The 16,849-nt window shown below is 41.4% G+C and carries 21 protein-coding genes; 17 read left to right on the top strand and 4 right to left on the bottom strand.

Annotation, left to right across the window (positions count from 1 at the left end):
- The first annotated feature begins 1 nt into the window (after position 1).
- From V6M43_RS13695 to V6M43_RS13640, 12 genes are all read left to right on the top strand, one after another.
- On the top strand, positions 2-1,117 hold the full coding sequence (locus tag V6M43_RS13695) for an adenylate/guanylate cyclase domain-containing protein (protein ID WP_332736158.1): 1,116 nt from the start codon (positions 2-4) through the stop codon (positions 1,115-1,117).
- A gap of 48 nt (positions 1,118-1,165) precedes the next feature.
- Complete coding sequence (locus tag V6M43_RS13690; protein WP_332736156.1) at positions 1,166-1,963, top strand: alpha/beta fold hydrolase; 798 nt, start codon at positions 1,166-1,168, stop codon at positions 1,961-1,963.
- A gap of 413 nt (positions 1,964-2,376) precedes the next feature.
- Positions 2,377-3,543: a DmpA family aminopeptidase gene (locus V6M43_RS13685; protein ID WP_332736154.1), complete on the top strand. Its 1,167-nt coding sequence runs from the start codon at positions 2,377-2,379 to the stop codon at positions 3,541-3,543.
- A 20-nt stretch (positions 3,544-3,563) separates the two neighbouring features.
- A complete protein-coding gene (locus tag V6M43_RS13680) occupies positions 3,564-3,953 on the top strand; it encodes a DUF1801 domain-containing protein (RefSeq protein WP_332736152.1) in 390 nt (129 codons plus the stop codon).
- 31 nt (positions 3,954-3,984) lie between these two features.
- Positions 3,985-4,347 (top strand): DUF2200 domain-containing protein, encoded by a 363-nt coding sequence (locus V6M43_RS13675; RefSeq protein ID WP_332736150.1) that lies wholly within the window; start codon positions 3,985-3,987, stop codon positions 4,345-4,347.
- Between the two features lie 144 nt (positions 4,348-4,491).
- On the top strand, positions 4,492-5,568 hold the full coding sequence (locus V6M43_RS13670) for a sensor histidine kinase (RefSeq protein WP_332736148.1): 1,077 nt from the start codon (positions 4,492-4,494) through the stop codon (positions 5,566-5,568).
- A gap of 71 nt (positions 5,569-5,639) precedes the next feature.
- Positions 5,640-6,005: a hypothetical protein gene (locus tag V6M43_RS13665; protein ID WP_332736146.1), complete on the top strand. Its 366-nt coding sequence runs from the start codon at positions 5,640-5,642 to the stop codon at positions 6,003-6,005.
- A 202-nt stretch (positions 6,006-6,207) separates the two neighbouring features.
- Positions 6,208-6,735 (top strand): DinB family protein, encoded by a 528-nt coding sequence (locus V6M43_RS13660; RefSeq protein ID WP_332736144.1) that lies wholly within the window; start codon positions 6,208-6,210, stop codon positions 6,733-6,735.
- A gap of 34 nt (positions 6,736-6,769) precedes the next feature.
- Positions 6,770-7,180, top strand: coding sequence for an NAD(+)--rifampin ADP-ribosyltransferase (gene arr, locus V6M43_RS13655; RefSeq protein ID WP_332736142.1), 411 nt, complete (start codon positions 6,770-6,772; stop codon positions 7,178-7,180).
- An 11-nt stretch (positions 7,181-7,191) separates the two neighbouring features.
- Positions 7,192-7,935 carry an MBL fold metallo-hydrolase gene (locus V6M43_RS13650; protein WP_332736140.1) on the top strand — a complete coding sequence of 248 codons (744 nt, stop codon included), beginning with the start codon at positions 7,192-7,194 and terminating at the stop codon, positions 7,933-7,935.
- A 20-nt stretch (positions 7,936-7,955) separates the two neighbouring features.
- Positions 7,956-8,624 (top strand): hypothetical protein, encoded by a 669-nt coding sequence (locus V6M43_RS13645; RefSeq protein WP_332736138.1) that lies wholly within the window; start codon positions 7,956-7,958, stop codon positions 8,622-8,624.
- A complete protein-coding gene (locus tag V6M43_RS13640) occupies positions 8,621-9,355 on the top strand; it encodes a carbon-nitrogen hydrolase family protein (protein WP_332736136.1) in 735 nt (244 codons plus the stop codon). The genes V6M43_RS13645 and V6M43_RS13640 overlap by 4 nt, the downstream gene beginning before the upstream one ends.
- Here the strand turns inward: V6M43_RS13640 and V6M43_RS13635 are convergent.
- Complete coding sequence (locus V6M43_RS13635) at positions 9,322-9,657, bottom strand: DUF6616 family protein (RefSeq protein WP_332736134.1); 336 nt, start codon at positions 9,655-9,657, stop codon at positions 9,322-9,324. The genes V6M43_RS13640 and V6M43_RS13635 overlap by 34 nt on opposite strands.
- Positions 9,658-9,727: 70 nt before the next feature.
- On the opposite strand from V6M43_RS13635, the gene V6M43_RS13630 reads away from it, so the two are divergent.
- The 3 genes from V6M43_RS13630 to V6M43_RS13620 all read left to right on the top strand — a co-directional run bounded on the left by V6M43_RS13630 (position 9,728) and on the right by V6M43_RS13620 (position 11,743).
- Positions 9,728-10,087: a cupin domain-containing protein gene (locus tag V6M43_RS13630; protein ID WP_332736132.1), complete on the top strand. Its 360-nt coding sequence runs from the start codon at positions 9,728-9,730 to the stop codon at positions 10,085-10,087.
- Positions 10,088-10,100: 13 nt separating this feature from the next.
- Positions 10,101-10,751: a hypothetical protein gene (locus V6M43_RS13625; protein WP_332736130.1), complete on the top strand. Its 651-nt coding sequence runs from the start codon at positions 10,101-10,103 to the stop codon at positions 10,749-10,751.
- A gap of 62 nt (positions 10,752-10,813) precedes the next feature.
- Positions 10,814-11,743 carry an NmrA family NAD(P)-binding protein gene (locus tag V6M43_RS13620; protein WP_332736128.1) on the top strand — a complete coding sequence of 310 codons (930 nt, stop codon included), beginning with the start codon at positions 10,814-10,816 and terminating at the stop codon, positions 11,741-11,743.
- Here V6M43_RS13620 and V6M43_RS13615 read toward each other — a convergent pair.
- A complete protein-coding gene (locus V6M43_RS13615; protein ID WP_332736126.1) occupies positions 11,694-12,392 on the bottom strand; it encodes a GNAT family N-acetyltransferase in 699 nt (232 codons plus the stop codon). The two genes, V6M43_RS13620 and V6M43_RS13615, sit on opposite strands and share 50 nt — an antisense overlap.
- A gap of 103 nt (positions 12,393-12,495) precedes the next feature.
- Between V6M43_RS13615 and V6M43_RS13610 the strand changes: the two genes are divergently transcribed.
- Positions 12,496-13,569, top strand: a complete 1,074-nt coding sequence (locus V6M43_RS13610) for a serine hydrolase domain-containing protein (RefSeq protein WP_332736124.1) — start codon at positions 12,496-12,498, stop codon at positions 13,567-13,569.
- Between the two features lie 56 nt (positions 13,570-13,625).
- Here V6M43_RS13610 and katG read toward each other — a convergent pair whose 3' ends face one another.
- Positions 13,626-15,872 (bottom strand): catalase/peroxidase HPI, encoded by a 2,247-nt coding sequence (katG, locus tag V6M43_RS13605; RefSeq protein ID WP_332736122.1) that lies wholly within the window; start codon positions 15,870-15,872, stop codon positions 13,626-13,628.
- A 113-nt stretch (positions 15,873-15,985) separates the two neighbouring features.
- Positions 15,986-16,315, bottom strand: coding sequence for a hypothetical protein (locus V6M43_RS13600; protein WP_332736121.1), 330 nt, complete (start codon positions 16,313-16,315; stop codon positions 15,986-15,988).
- 95 nt (positions 16,316-16,410) lie between these two features.
- On the opposite strand from V6M43_RS13600, the gene V6M43_RS13595 reads away from it, so the two are divergent.
- A complete protein-coding gene (locus tag V6M43_RS13595) occupies positions 16,411-16,818 on the top strand; it encodes a DUF1801 domain-containing protein (RefSeq protein ID WP_332736119.1) in 408 nt (135 codons plus the stop codon).
- The last annotated feature ends 31 nt before the right edge of the window (positions 16,819-16,849 follow it).

The raw sequence follows: 16,849 nt of genomic DNA, 5'->3' as shown, positions 1-16,849 counted from the left end.
AATGGGGAAGGGGTTTGAATATACAACACTGGCTTACCGGCATACAGCACGATTCCCGGTTCTCAGCTATATCGTTATACAGGTCTATTTCTGGAGCATTGCCAATATCTTACTGGCCACGATCATATACCTGCATTCGCTTATCATTAACCAGACATATGGTATCGACTATGCAAGCAGTTTTGGGACGATGCTGGTGATCGCCGTCATTATGGGATTGGTATTGGGGATCAGTCTGGGTTTTGTTGGGTACTACCAGGAGCGGAAATATTTTCGTAAGCAACCGCTTGGCAGGCTTATTGTTTTTAAGACATTAATATCACTAGCTGTACTTGTTTTTTGGGTGATTATCCTGAGGTATTTTTTACTTGATCTGATCATTGTGCCATTATGGAGTTTGCGGGGATTGACTTTATCCGAAATGTCGTTGAGGTATATAATCCTGATGATCATTGTTTACTATTTTTTTATGGCGATGGCTATCAATTTCATTAACCAGGTCAATAAGAAATACGGTCCCGGTGTGGTTGTTCCTTTATTACTGGGCCGTTACCGGACTCCAAGGGAGGAAGAAAGAATATTCATGTTCATGGATCTGAAGTCTTCCACCAGTACAGCAGAGAAGCTCGGTCATTTAAGATATAGTTCTTTTATCAGGGATTGCTTTTCAGATATTAATGAACAGCTGTATTCATTCAGGGCACAGGTGTATCAATACGTGGGTGATGAGATTGTACTTACATGGCCGGAGCGTGAAGGGTTGAAGCAGCATTTCTGTATTCGTTTCTATTTTGCCGTTAAGAAGCAATTTGAAGACAGGGCCGATTACTATATAAGCAACTATGGTTTGGTTCCTGAATTCAAAGCTGGGGTACATACCGGAATGGTGACGGCAGTAGAGATCGGAGAATTAAAAAGGGAGATCGCATACCATGGCGATACATTAAATACAGCGGCGAGAATTCAGCATGTGTGCAATGAATATGGCAGGAGATTTATAGCGTCTCAGTATCTTATTGACAAGATCAGGCTAGCAACAGATATGAAGGCATATACTTTAGGGATGGTTCATTTAAAGGGGAAAGAAGAGAGAATAGGTCTTGTGGCTTTAGATTAAGAAAGCAATTGCCATCGGAGTTCGGGTAAGATTTAAATGAATAATAGTATGGATTCAATAACCAGTAACAATCTGAGTTTTATGCATGGTTATTCTGATGTGAACGGAATAAAAATGTATTATGAGATTTATGGTCAGGGCAAACCTCTTGTTTTAATACATGGCGGTGGCTCCACCATCCAGACGAATTTTGGTGTAATCATACCATTACTTGCTAAAAGCCGAAAACTGATAGCGGTGGAATTGCAGGCTCACGGACGAACAAGTGATAGAAATGCAGATCTTTCTTTTGAGCAGGATGCCGATGATGTTGCCAGGTTTCTCAAAAACATAAACATAAACAAGGCAGATATTTTTGGTTTCAGCAATGGAGGAACCACAACCTTACAAATAGCTATTCGCCACCCTGAAGTAGTTGATCATATAATTATAGGTTCAGCTTTGGCAAAGAGAAACGGCGTTCCTGAGTGGTTTTGGGGATTTATGGAGGAGGCGAAGTTGGAGAATATGCCGGAGCAACTTAAGGTTGGATATAAAGCAGTTTCATCCAACACAAATGGTTTGCAGATAATGCATGACAGGGATGTGAAGCGAATGGTTAATTTTAAAGATATACCTGACGAACAGTTAAGATCCATTACAGCCCCTACACTGATCATTATTGGCGACAAAGATGTTATTACACCAGAGCATGCTATTGAGCTGCACCGACAAATTGCTAATTCAGAACTGGCAATAATTCCAGGTGGTCACGGGGAATATATTGGAGAAATAACAACATTAAAACCTGACTTTAAAGAAATCGATCTTGTTGTACCGATGATTGAAAAATTCCTTAATAAATAGGAGCAATAAAATGTAATGGCAATGAGCCCCAAGCGAATCTTTTTGATTGATGGATTAGGTGCACTGGTCACAGCATTTTTTTTGATCTGCATTCTGGCCAGATTCCAGACCAGTTTCGGGATGCCTAAAAAGAGTCTGTATGTACTATCTTCAATTGCAATTTTCTTCTCGATTTACTCACTTTCATGTTATTGGCTTTTGAAGAGAAGCATGGGTACCTTCCTCTTATTAATTGCAGTAGCCAACATATTATACTGCATCTTAACAATAATCCTACTGGAATACTATGCATCCAGTTTGACCTTGTTAGGCTTTGCCTATTTCATTTGTGAATTGGCGATCATACTTACCCTTGTAGTGATAGAATTTAAAGCAGCAAGAGCATCTAAGATTATGACATATAAAGACGCACTATGATAAAATATATACAATCAATTTGCATTCTGTTCCTTCTTTATTCATCAATCTATGCGCAAAAGCCAAGGGCAAGAGATATAGGTATACCTTTTAATGGTACTACCGGTAAGTTCAATGCAATAACCGATGTAAAAGGAATTGAAGTGGGTTATAGTACTATCATATCAGGACAGGGGAAGAATATTCTTGGTAAGGGCCCGGTAAGGACCGGTGTTACAGCCATCTTACCCAGAGGAAGAAATAATAATCCGGTTTATGCGAATTGGTATTCGTTGAACGGTAATGGTGAAATGACAGGAACAACCTGGATAACGGAATCAGGATTTTTAGAAACGCCAATTATGATCACAAACACTAATAGTGTTGGTGTAGTAAGGGATGCCGTTCTTAAATGGTTTGTTGACAATCATTGGTATAAAGAGGATTTCTGGTATACGTACCCGGTAGTTGCAGAAACATACGACGGGTTTTTAAATGATATCTATGGTTTCCAGGTAAAGGAAAGTCATGCTTACGAGGCATTGAATACAGCTGCCACCGGTGCTTTAAAAGAAGGAAATGTGGGTGGGGGAACCGGGATGATGTGTCTTGGGTTCAAGGGTGGCACCGGAACTGCTTCCCGCATAATAAAACTTGGAGACTCTACCTATACAGTCGGGGTTTTGGTGCAGGCCAACTTTGGGAGAAAATCGTCGCTTGTGATTGCCGGGGTGCCTGTGGGCAAGGAGTTGAGAGATACTTTGAATAATGAATTCAAATTGCCTCCTCAATCTTATAGACAGGAAGGAGATGGTTCAATTATTGTGGTAGTTGCTACCGATGCGCCTTTTCTTCCTCACCAGTTAAAACGCCTGGCACAAAGGGTTCCGCTAGGAATAGGGAATGTGGGAGGTTATGGAACAAATGGCTCGGGAGATATTTTTATTGTGTTTTCCACTGCAAATCCAACAGCGTTTCAAAGGTTCGAATACGCAAAAGTTGAGGTTTTACCGAATGAGGCGATGGATCCTTTTTTTGAAGCAACGATACAGTCGGTGGAAGAATCAATTATTAACGCTATGGTTGCTGCAGAGACAATGGAGGGAGTCAACGGCAATAAATCTCATGCGCTTCCCCATAAACTGGTTATTGATTTATTAAGGAAGTATAAGAGGATAAAGTAGAAACTCCACAATCGCATATAATGAAACAGGAAATTTCAGCGTACAACGATAAGCAAGCTCCGGCCGACAAGGATATTTGTAACAAGCTTGCAACTATTATTGATAAGGAATTTGGGGATGCAGAGAATAAGATCTGGCATGCCCATCCGGTCTGGTTTTTAGAGGGCAACCCTATTGTTGGTTATAGCAAACAGAAAGGAGGAGTAAGGCTGATGTTCTGGAGTGGGGCTGATTTTGAAGAAAAGGATCTTAGTGTAAGAGGGGAAAAGTTTAAGGACGCCTCAATATTTTATAATGATGTTTCAGAAATTGTGGTAGGTGATTTGGGGCGATGGTTAGAAAAGTCGAAGGCTATTCAGTGGGACTATAAAAACATAGTAAAGAGAAAGGGAAGGCTGGAAAGGCTTTAATTGTTTATACGTTCAAGTTAACACATGGTATATGAAAACAACTCCCGAACATGATGAGCGCATTGCGAAAATGAGTTTTGCTTCTGTGTATCCACACTATGTCACGAAGGTTGAGAGGAAAGGCAGAACAAAAGAAGAATTGCACCAGGTGATAGAGTGGTTGACTGGGTTCAATGATAAAATGATACAGGAGTTGATTGATGAGAAAGTTAGTTTTGAGACCTTCTTTCAAAAAGCAACAATAAATCCGGGTGCCAGCCTAGTTACTGGTGTGATCTGCGGGTATCGGGTAGAGGAAATCGAGAATCCTTTAACCCAAAAAGCACGGTACCTGGATAAGCTGGTGGATGAACTGGCGAAAGGAAGGAAGATGGAAAAGATCCTACGAAGGTGAAATTCCAAGGCAATTGTGGCAAGTACACATATGTAATTATATTATATAGTTAGATGAGCCGGGAAAATAATATGTGGAAAGATATTTGTTTAGATTAAATATGCACTTTGGCGAATTCTGCATTCCGCCGCAAAATCGAAAACAATGTCTGACAAAAACCAACAGTTACAGGAGCTTATCGAGAATAATAATGAGCTTGAAAATTATTTCAGGAATACGATAATCCCTCAATTGTTTGTAGATGGAGAGTTGAAACTCCAGAAATTCACTCCCCCAGCAATGAAGCAGTTTAGCTTATCTGACAGTGATGTTGGCAGGCATATTGACGACATTAAAGATAACTTTCGCTTTCCCACCATACTTGAAAATATTCAGCAGGTCATTAAAAGCAATGAAATTCTTGAGAAAGAAATCCAGACAACTGACCTTCGCTGGTATCAGATGAATATCATCCCATATGTAAAAATTAAGGAGAATAAAACGGATGGGGTAATTATCACCTTTGTTGAAATTACCATGCGGATCAAAGATCTGAAAGAAATGGAAAAGCTAATAGCCGACCATGAAATTTTATTGGATACTATTTCCCATGATATAAAGAATCCGCTTGCTAACCTGGTTATGGCAATTGACCTGTTCAAGGGTGTATCTCCCCATGATCAAAAGGAATTTAATTCTCTTCTTAAAATCGTTGACAGTGCTTTGACAAAAATGCACAAGCTCATTAAAGAGCTGACAGAAGTCAGAAAAGATGACTTTAAGTATAAAACCGAAGATGAGCTTTTAAATTTTGAACATATACTGGAAGATGTACGGCTTACTTTAAGTGACAATATCAATGCTGCAAATGCTACAATAGCAAGTGAAATTAATATCTCAGAGATCACTTTTTCAAGAAGAAAGCTAAGAACCATTATTTATAACCTGATCAATAATGCTATAAAATTTAAGTCGGCCGCAAGAAAGCCAAAAATAATTGTTACCACAAGCAGGGAGAATGATTTTGTGGTGATATCGGTAAAAGACAATGGCATGGGCATTGATGAAGCAAAGTTTGAGGATATATTCTCAAAATATTACAGGGTAGAGAACGCTATTGAGGGTTCAGGGATCGGTTTATACCTGGTAAAAGAGATTGTGAGTAATGCAGGAGGAAAGGTTTTGGTGAAAAGCAAATTAGATGAGGGAACGGAGTTCCAGGTCTACTTAAAGACAGTTTAATATTTCAAATCTCTACTTTTATGGCAGGCGGTATGGTTATTGGTTGAATAGAGTTACACTAAAGTGTAATTATGAACAATCAAAAACAATTTGGCGTTTGGATGGACAATCAGAACGCTGCAGTAGTGGGAAGTGAAGAGACAGATGGCCCATTATCAGTAATTGCCCATGTAAAGGGGGAAGTAATTTCCCCAAACTCCAGTGAGAAGAATTCCAACAACCAGGCGAAAACCGTGCAGGCAAAGTATTTTAAAGAAATTGCTTCACATATGGTTAATGCCACTCATGTACATGTAACGGGTACGGGACAAGTTCAGGAGCAATTCATTAAGTACCTCGCAACTACTCCTCAATTCAAGAATAGTAAAACGGAAGAATCGACTTCTAATAAGATGAGCGATGATAAACTGGTAGAGTTTATCACTTCAAAATTTTGAGAAACCAATTAGGTAACAGTATAGTTTGAAGAAAGCAGCTGTTACTTAATTCATGCCTATTAGTCCCTCCCGTGGGCTCCAATAAAATTATAGGAACTTTCGGGTATTACAGTGGCTTAGAGAGTTATACTGGCTTTAATTTTACTAAAATTGCAGAGCTGAGCGAGGGTGATATTGAATATGAATATTTAAATTGCATGCTATGCGTTTTTTATTCAGTTTTTTATTTCTTATGTTTTGTTTAGTAAGTAATGTTCATTCCCAGCAACATGACTCTCTGTTTATGGCTTCTGCAGTGACGAAACTTAAAAACTCAAAAGAGTATACTTTACAAGTCGCGGATCTTATGCCAGCGCAGCAATATGGTTTCCGTCCCACTAAAGACGAAATGAGTTTTGGTGAACAATTAATTCATATATCCGCAAACCTCGGCTGGCTGACTTCTTCCTATTTATCGGAGGGCGTTAATCCTGTTTCAAAAGAAGACAGCAAGATCAGTCAGAAGGACAGTATCCGATCCGTTATTGTTCGCACCTATGATTATGCGATCTCTGTATTGCAGCAGTTCCCCATTGAGCAGCTTGGCGACAGTGTGAAGTTTTTTGCCGGTCCCATGAGCAAATTGCAAATCATAAATCTTGTAAGCGACCACCAGACGCATCATAGGGGTCAACTACTTGTATATTTAAGACTATCCGGATTGACTCCGCCTAAATATATCGGCTGGTAAGTTTGCATATAAGTTTCATAAATATTTGACGACAATGGAAGCAAATAGGAATGAAGAGAAGAAGTTCTATCATGGAACTAAGGCGAATCTAAATTTGGGGGACCTCATCGAACCCGGTTTCAATTCTAACTATGGAATGAGGAAGAAGGCCTCCTTTATCTATTTCACTGCCACATTGGATGCTGCTATCTGGGGAGCCGAACTTAGTATGGGAGAAGGTACTGGCAGAATCTATCTTGTTGAGCCTACTGGTCCCATTGAGGATGATCCCAATTTAACGGACAAAAAGTTCCCGGGAAATCCAACTAAATCCTACAGATCAAGGGATCCACTTCGGGTTATTGGTGAGGTAAATGGTTGGGAGGGGCATCCGGCGGAGCAGCTTAAGGCGATGAAAGATCATCTTGACCGGATTAAGGAATTGGGAATTGAGGCTATTGAGTAAAACCCGAAGGAATGACCATTACAACACTTCAAATTAAAAAGGAAGAGGGGCCAATTATTCTATATCCCACCCTTATCCAGGTCAATAATAAGAGTATGCTTGTTGACTGTGGTTATGAGGAAACATTTGAAGAATTTGTTGCAGCCCTTGGTTCAATAGGCATGACCATTAAAGACTTGAATGCTATCATAATCTCTCATGATGACATAGATCATTTGGGTGCCCTGCACCTGTTTAAGAACGCCAACCCCGATTTAATTATTTGTAGCAGCAAAATTGAAGAGCCCTCGGTGTCAGGCAAAGTACAATCTGAGCGATTGATACAAGCAGAAAATTCATTAGATCATATTCCAGAAGAACACAGGAGTTGGGCTATTGATTTCATTCAGCAGCTAAAGAACATTCGAAGGATAAATGTTGATCTGACGTTAGACGACAATGATAAAATTGAAGAGGAAATTGTTGTCATCCATACGCCCGGTCATACGAAGGGACATATTTCATTGTATATCCCCAGCGAATCGACTGTCATTGCAAACGATGCAATAGTTATAGAAGAGGATGAATTGAATATTGCTAATCCAGCGTTTACGTTGGATATTACCTCTGCATTTAAATCGGTTGAAAAGATCCGGGATTTAAGGCCTGCAAAACTTATTTGTTACCATGGAGGAGTTTTAGAATCCAGGGTTTATGAAAAACTGGAGGCATTGGTCATGAAGTATAAAACCGGAGAGAATGCTAAGTTGCTTTAAAGGGATTCATTATCCATAGTATGAAAAAGAATATCCTTGCTGTATTAATCCTGTTTTTTTGTAGCATTATTGTAAACGGACAAGTAATACCCATTCCTGAAAATTATTTGATCATTGACTCAGTTTCCGGAGACCTGGATAAGGATGGAAAGAATGAACTTGTTGTTGTTTGCGATACAAAAAAAAAGGAAGATGAGAATGAATCAGTTCCTAGAGAATTGATAATTTACAAGTTTAATGATGGGAAGTTAATACCATGGAGAACATCAGGACAGGCAATATATGGAAGCCGTGATGGTGGAATGATGGGCGACCCATTTGGTGATATTGAGATAAGGAATGGCATCTTACTTATAAGTCAGAATGGTGGCAGTAGTTGGAAGTGGGCGCATACTGATAGTTATCGTTACCAAAATGGTGAGTTTTATTTAATTGGTTATACCAGTAATTATGGAAAGCTCTGTGAGTATTGGACCAATGTGGACTTCAATTTATCAACGGGAAAAATGATTGTAAGGAAGGAATATGAAGATTGTGAGAGATCTGAACAGGGAATTTATAAACGAGAAAATGAAATGATTTACAGAAAAGGAATAAAGATCACAATCGGTAATAGAAATGAAAAAGAAGTAAAACTGGTAACGCCTAAGTATAAACACGAAGTTTATATCGCAATCAGGATAGAATGAAAATTGCAGTAGCACAAACAAGGCCGGTAAAAGGAGATATTCCTTTTAATATTGAGAAGCATAAAAAGCTCATACAGCTTGCCATATCGCAAGGGGCAGAGAGCATTTTTTTTCCAGAACTTTCGCTCACCGGTTATGAACCTCCGCTTGCAAAGAGTTTAGCTACTAACCAGGATGGCAAATTGTTTGATCAGTTCCAGGTTCTTAGTGATACTAATAAAATATTGATCGGGCTTGGTATGCCTAATAATGCAAATGCAGGTGTACGAATAAGCATGATAATATTTCAGCCGGGTAAGCCAAGACAGACCTATTCAAAGCAACAATTACACGATGACGAACTTCCGTATTTTGTAAGCGGAGATACCCAAGTACTTTTGAGCATCGGGGACGAGGTTATTGCACCTGCCATCTGCTATGAGAGTCTGCAAATATCTCATGCCGAAACTGTGAATCAGCTTGGGGGAGATATTTATGTGGCAAGCGTAGCAAAGTCTCAAAAGGGTATTGACAAGGCTATGATACATTACCCGGAAGTTGCCAGGAAGTTTTCCATGACAGTGTTAATGGCCAATAGTGTTGGTCCTTGTGACGACTTTGTGAGTGTGGGTAAATCCTCGGTGTGGACAAAAAAGGGAATTTTGGCTGGACAAATGAACGAAAATGAGGAAGGTATTTTGATATTTGATACCCAAACCTACTTATCTATCATCATTCCAATTACATCCTGAGGCGTTGAGGTTGTTCCCATTGCATTAACCTGGTCGAAGTAATTGTACCATCCGGCTCCTTCCACCATCTTTTCGAATTCCTGCGCTGATTCAATAGTTGGGAAAGTCCAGACAGCAAAATAGTCATAGTCGGCTTTGCTAAAAGTGGAGGAATCATTACTGCCCCAGCTAACAATCTGCACACCATTTTCCAGTAAATGCTGGATTGCAGGCCCTAACGCATTCATGTAGTCGCCTCTTTCGGATTTGGACAGATCGGTCCATGCCTGTTTGGCTTTCCATAGTTCAACGTAAGTGATCATAAATTATATTTAAACTGAATATAACATTGTTTAACTTAAGCACTGAACTTATTAATTAAGAAGGCGAAAGATGGATAAAGTAAATATTGCAGAGAAGTTATCTCTGTTCCAGGATCACTGGAACCCGAGGATTGTTGGAGAGCTCAATGGTCAGCATGTGAAGCTTGTGAAATTCAAGGGGGAATTTGTATGGCACAAGCACGATAATGAGGATGAATTGTTCTATGTGTTGAAGGGAAGCTTTAGAATGGAGTTTCGTGACAAGACTATTGAGCTTAGTGAAAATGAATTCCTGGTAGTGCCGAGAGGAGTAGAACACAGACCCGTAGCTGAGAGCGAAGTTTCGATAATGTTGTTTGAACCCTGTACCACAATTAACACTGGTGATCAGAATACCAATCTGACAAGGGAAAAGCTGGATACAATTTAATGGATGAATAAAAATGAACCAGGGCAATCTTAGTTATGCTTCACGAAAAGTAGTTCTCACTACCTGCTTTATGGTATTCGGACTTGGCATATTTTACGCGATAATTACGATGATTGGATTGCTTACTCTCAAATCACCCAATGAAACAATTGCGGATCCTTATTTCACCATAATGGAAATCCTTAGTATACTGATTGCCCTCTTGATGGCGGTTAGTATGGTGGGGGTTCATTATTTTGCAAATGGTGCAGATAGATATTTTAGTCTCACGGCTCTTATTCTGATTTTCATTGCCACAGGCATTACTTCCTCTGTACATTTCGTTATCCTCTCCCTAAATCAAACTGCTGCAGTAGAGCAATTGCCGGATTATTCGTTTTTCTATTCATTCAGGTGGCCATCCGTAGTATACGCGTTAGACATACTGGCATGGGACTTATTTTTTGGTCTTTCCATGTTGTTTGCGTCACAGGTGTTTAAGGATGGCAGATTAGAAAGAGCGTTGAGAACAATATTGATTATTTGTGGAGTTTTTAGCTTAGCTGGACTCATAGGTGTACCACTTCAGAATATGCAGATAAGAAATATCGGAATCATTGGGTATGCAGTGCTGGGGCCGGTTGCTTTTTTGCTGATGGGTAGGGTGATTGGTTCACGTAAATAAACAATTGACATTTATTGTTGTATGAGATAGAGAACATATACATCAAAGCCCTTAGAATATTTATGGAACAAAAATCTCCTTCTCAAACCAAGACTATAATCATTGCCGGTGCTACAGGCCAACTAGGGCAAAGGATAGCTGTTCATCTTTTACAATCAAAACATCATGTTGTAGCATTAATAAGGACGGGCAGCAATTCAAAGACTGCGTCATTTTTAGAAAAGCAGGGAGTTGTTTTACACGAGGTGGACTTTAATGATAGCTCTCAATTAACGAAAGCATGCACTGGCGCTCATTGCATTGTTTCGGCATTAAATGGTTTAGAAGATGTAATAATTGGTTTGCAAACGAATCTTCTTCATGCTGCTATTGATGCAGGTGTTACTCGTTTTATTCCTTCTGATTATTGTATTGATTATACAAAACTACCTGACGGGAGTAACCGTAACCTGGATTTGCGGAGAAAGTTCAATGAGCAATTGGACAAAACACCGATTGAGGCAACATCTATTCTGAATGGCATGTTCACCGATCTGCTTACTGGTGAGGCTCCATTAATTCTGTTTGGACTTAAGCGCGTTATATACTGGGGTGATGCCAACCAGAACCTTGATTTTACCACTTTGGAAAATACTGCTGAATACACTGCACGTGCTGCTGTTGATGAGGCAACACCACGTTACCTTCGTATTGCCGGTGATGTAGTTAATGCAGAGGGATTGAAGGATGCAGTAACAGCGGCAACGGGAAATGGATTTAAATTATTAAGGGTAGGAGGTTTGGGCGGCCTTCAGACAATGATTAAGATTACCCGAACAATTATTCCCAAAAAGGAAGAGGTCTTTCCTCCCTGGCAGGGCATGCAATACTTACACAATATGCTTTCAGGAAAGCCTAAATTTTCAGCTTTGGATAATGATCGGTACCAGGGTATTCGGTGGACTACTGTTCAGGAAGTATTGGCCTCTTTCGTAAGAAGTAAAAATTCATGACGCCATTTCTTGTAAAACCAAGTTTTTCATAAAGGTCGATAGCTCTTTTGTTATCAGCACGCACATGAAGAAAAGGTATCTTCTTCTCTTGCAGGATGCTATTGACCTGGTGTTTTATCAGTTGCTGTGCATACCCCCTACCACCATAATCGGGGTTGGTGCATACGGCACTGATTTCTATATGATCATAAATATGAAGTCTCCTGCCTGTCATAGCCACAAGCTCATCATGATGGAATATCCCATTATAGTTTCCAAAATCAATTGTTCTTTTCCCGAATGGACCGGGTTTAGTAAGTGTTGCAAGATTTACCATTTGATCCACATGTTGATGCTCAAGAGGGACGAGTTCGGAAAAGGTATCTTCAAATCCCTTTTCTGACAGATATAAAAACTGGGCACCGTGAACCGATTGAATCAATTCCCAACCTTCAGGTGTGGATATTTCATTGCGGGTTGCATACAGTATTTTCCGGTCGGCAGGTAATTGTTTATGCAGCTCTTTGAATCCATCGGCAAAGTCTTCAGGAAAACCCACAAAAGGAGAAACTTCTTTATCAAAATATTTTACCTGTCCCTCACCCAAGGCTTTGCCTGCATCACCGGAAAGCAAAGCATAGTAAACGGGGTTATCGAGGAACTCCTTCATCCCCCCAAATATACTTCTCCTTGATCATTTAAAGTTTTTGCAGATCAAGCTGTAACCCCGATGATATTATTGCGTCTTATCAACTACCAGCATCATTGTGCACATGAAGAAAATAATTACGCTTGCCATAGTTTTTTTAGTATTATCTATGGCCGGATATGCGCAAAATTTCGAATCAGCAATAGATAGCTTAATTCTAAATGTATTCAATGATAAAGACGGACCTGGAGGTGTGTTCATGGTAGCAAAAGAAGGCAAAGCTATTTATCAAAAAGCTTTCGGAAAAGCCAACATGGAGCTTGATGTTGATTTAAGTGCGGAGTATGTATTTCAGATAGGGTCTATGACAAAGCAGTTTACAGCTATTGCCATATTGATGTTAGCAGAGAAAAATAAATTGGATCTGCAGGATCCGGTTTCAAAGTACATAGCAGATTATCCATCGGGCGATAAAATAACGCTGCATCATTTGCTGACACATACTTCCGGAATCAAGGATTTTACCAAGATGAAATCCATATCCGATATTGCTCAAAAGGAAATGTCACCAAAAATGCTGGTCGATTTTTTTAAGAACGAACCCTCTGATTTTGCACCGGGGGAGAAGTTTGAATATAATAATTCCGGTTATGTGATCCTGGGCCACATTATTGAATTGGTTTCGGGGGAAACGTTTGAAGATTTTATTGAGAAAAGGATATTTGAAAAAGTGGGGATGACGCAATCGTTTTATGCAACTGACAGGCAATTGATAAAGAAAAGAGCTTTCGGGTACCACAAGAAAACCTATGGTTATGTAAATAAGACTATCATAAGTTATAGTGTTCCTTTTTCATCCGGATCATTGATGTCAACCACAGCTGATATGTTGAAGTGGCAGAATGCATTAAACAGAAATGAGCTTCTCGATTCAGCCTATTCTATAAAGGCTTTTAGTACATACAAGCTTAATAATGGTGAAGAATTCACCTATGGTTATGGATGGCATATTAAAGAAATAAAGGGGACCCCAACGAGAGAACATGGGGGTAGTATATTTGGATTTAAATCCATGGGGGTTTATATACCAGGCGAGGATATTTATGTAATAGGATTTAGCAACTGCGATTGTAATTCGCCCACCCAGCTTACAAGGGATATAGCTGCATTCGCCCTTGACACATACAAAAAGAAGTAATAGAATTAAAAATGCCGTCCCAAAATTTTGAGACGGCATTTCTTTTCTTGTAATTATTAATTTGCTGCAAGATCAAAACGATCGAGGTTCATTACTTTATTCCATACAGCAACAAAGTCGTGCACGAATTTCTCTTTGGAATCTTCGCATGCATAAACTTCTGCCAGTGCCCTCAGTTCGGAATTGGATCCGAAGATCAGGTCTACGCGTGTTGCAGTCCACTTAACTTCTCCAGTTGAACGGTTGCGGCCTTCAAACAATTGCTGGGCGTCTGAAATGGAGCTCCAGGTTGTTCCCATATCGAGCAGGTTCACAAAGAAGTCATTTGTAAGAACTTCAGGCTGGCTAGTAAGAACGCCGTGGGGAGAAAGATTGTAGTTGGTATTCAGAACACGAAGTCCGCCCAACAGCACTGTCATTTCAGGTGCTGTAAGGGTCAGTAATTGTGCTTTGTCCACCAGCAATTCTTCTGCCGAAGCTGTTTTGCGGGCGCGCAGGTAGTTGCGGAAACCATCAGCTTCCGGCTCCATGATTGAGAATGATTCCACGTCAGTTTGTTCCTGGCTGGCATCGGTGCGGCCGGGAGTGAAAGGAACAGTTACGGCATGGCCTGCATCCTGTGCAGCTTTTTCAATGGCGGCAGATCCTGCCAGCACGATGAGGTCGGCAAGGGATATGCGCTTATTTCCTGATTGCGAATTATTAAAAGACTGCTGGATTCCTTCCAGAACTTCGAGCACTTTGGTAAGCTGGGCTGGGTTATTTACTTCCCAGTATTTCTGTGGGGCGAGACGAATGCGGGCACCATTTGCACCACCGCGCTTATCTGATCCACGGAAGGTGGATGCTGAGGCCCAGGCTGTTGATACAAGTTGTGAAATGGTGAGTCCGGATGCAAGTACCTGCTGCTTAAGTGTGGCGATATCTGCATCATCAACAAGGTCAAAATTAACTGCCGGAACGGGATCCTGCCAGATCAGCACTTCTTCAGGAACTTCTGGTCCGAGGTAGCGTGCGCGTGGACCCATGTCGCGGTGAGTAAGTTTAAACCAGGCACGTGCAAAAGCGTCAGCAAAATCTTCCGGGTTTTCGAGGAAGCGTCTTGAAATTTGCTCGTACACGGGATCCACTCTTAGCGCCAGGTCGGTGGTCAGCATGAAGGGTGCATGGCGTTTGGCGGGATCATGCGCATCAGGAACTGTGCCTGCACCTGCATCGCCCTGGGGTTTCCATTGATGTGCGCCGGCGGGACTCTTAGTCAGTTCCCACTCAAAACCAAAAAGGTTCTCGAAAAAGTTATTGCTCCAACGGGTAGGGGTGGTAGTCCAGGCGCCTTCCAGTCCGCTGGTGATTGTATCGCCACCGGATCCTTTACCGAAAGTATTTTTCCATCCGAGGCTTTGCTCTTCAATGCTCGCGGCGGCTGGTTCCTTACTTACATATTTGCTGGGATCGGCAGCACCATGGGTCTTACCGAAACTATGTCCACCGGCAATAAGCGCTACAGTTTCTTCATCATTCATTGCCATGCGGCCAAATGTCTCACGGATATCGCGGGCTGCTGCAAGGGGATCAGGATTGCCATTAGGGCCCTCAGGGTTCACATATATCAATCCCATCTGAACTGCTGCCAGTGGGTTCTCCAACTCGCGGTCGCCGCTGTAACGGCTATCGCCCAGCCACTCTTTTTCAGATCCCCAGTAAACATCTTCTGCGGGTTCCCAAACATCCTGGCGGCCACCACCGAAGCCGAATGTTTTAAAGCCCATAGATTCGAGGGCGCAGTTACCGGCGAGGATCATCAGGTCGGCCCAGGAGAGTTTTTTGCCGTACTTCTTTTTGATGGGCCATAGAAGAAGGCGTGCTTTGTCGAGGTTGGCATTATCAGGCCAGCTATTGAGCGGAGCGAAGCGCTGCATGCCGGCGCCACCACCCCCGCGACCGTCGTGGATGCGATAGGTACCCGCGCTATGCCAGGCCATCCTGATAAAGAAAGGACCGTAATGGCCATAGTCCGCCGGCCACCAGTCCTGTGAATTTGTCATGAGTGCATATAGGTCATTCTTAACGGCGGCGAGGTCCAGCTCCTGGAACTCTTTTGCATAGTTGAAAGATTCACCCATTGGGTTCGACAGTGAAGAATTCTGTCGGAGAATATTCAATTTTAACTGGTTGGGCCACCAATCGCGGTTGCGGGTTCCATTACCAGCAGTTTGCCTGGGCGCTCCGGCCAGGAAGGGACATTTAGGGGTTTCATCATTCACCTGCAAGGCTGTTGTGTTTTCAGCTGCGTAACTTTCCATATATATTTATTATTAATTGTTTTCCGTGCAAAAGTACAATCCCGCAAGGGTTAAATAACATGATTCTTAATGGTTGGCATCCTGATTTTGTTCACGGAGAAGATGGAAATATTTCATTCAAATATGAAATAGAGTCCGAGGAAGATAACTACCAATGCCACAGAGGTGAATCCGTAAAGAACCAGGTTGAATAATTCGGGGATAGGATTGATAAGGGAGAGGATAGTGCTGAGCAATCCAAGGAAGCTTCCGATGCCGAGGATGATGAACCCGGTGAACTGTCTTTTTTCGCATCTCAGTTTTCTGAATTGGCGGAGGTATTGGGAGATGGTCTCTTCATCCATACCGTTTTCCTCGAGCATGGTCCTGACGGTTTCGGCGGGTAGTTTTTGTTCCACCCATTGGCGGAGGACGGTATTGTCTATGGCTGTTGAGGTTGACATGGAAGCGATCTTGTAGGAAAATTAAGTAATTCCTACCTTGCATCAAACCCTGTTATTTGAAATCTTTAATGTGGCCTTTAAACAAGTAATATAATATGGGTAAACCGGCAGAAATCAAAACCAAGCCCACTACTGTAAGTGTTAGCGGTTTCCTTGATGCAATTGCTGAAGAGCAGAAGCGGAAGGACAGCTATGTAATTCTTGATGTGATGGAGAAGGCAATGAAAGTAAAGCCCAGAATGTGGGGCAGTTCATTGATCGGTTTTGGAGAGAAAAGATATAAGAGTCCGGCTACCGGGCGGGAAGTGGACTGGTTTATCATCGGGTTTTCACCACGAAAGGCAAATTTTTCATTGCACCTTGTTATTGATGTACAACAGCATGCTGACCTGCTCGCAAAATTAGGGAAGCACAAGACCGGGGTTGGGTGCCTTTACATTAATAAGCTTGCAGATGTTGATCTGAAAGTGTTGGAAAAGATCATTGTACTGTCAGCTAAATAAATTGGTTTACAAGAATGATTTCGGCCATTGC

Origin of the sequence: Flavihumibacter sp., from assembly GCF_036676075.1 — a bacterium.
Classification (GTDB): domain Bacteria; phylum Bacteroidota; class Bacteroidia; order Chitinophagales; family Chitinophagaceae; genus Flavihumibacter.
The sequence above is the reverse complement of the archived record's forward strand: the minus strand, read 5'-3'. Positions and strand labels throughout refer to the sequence as shown.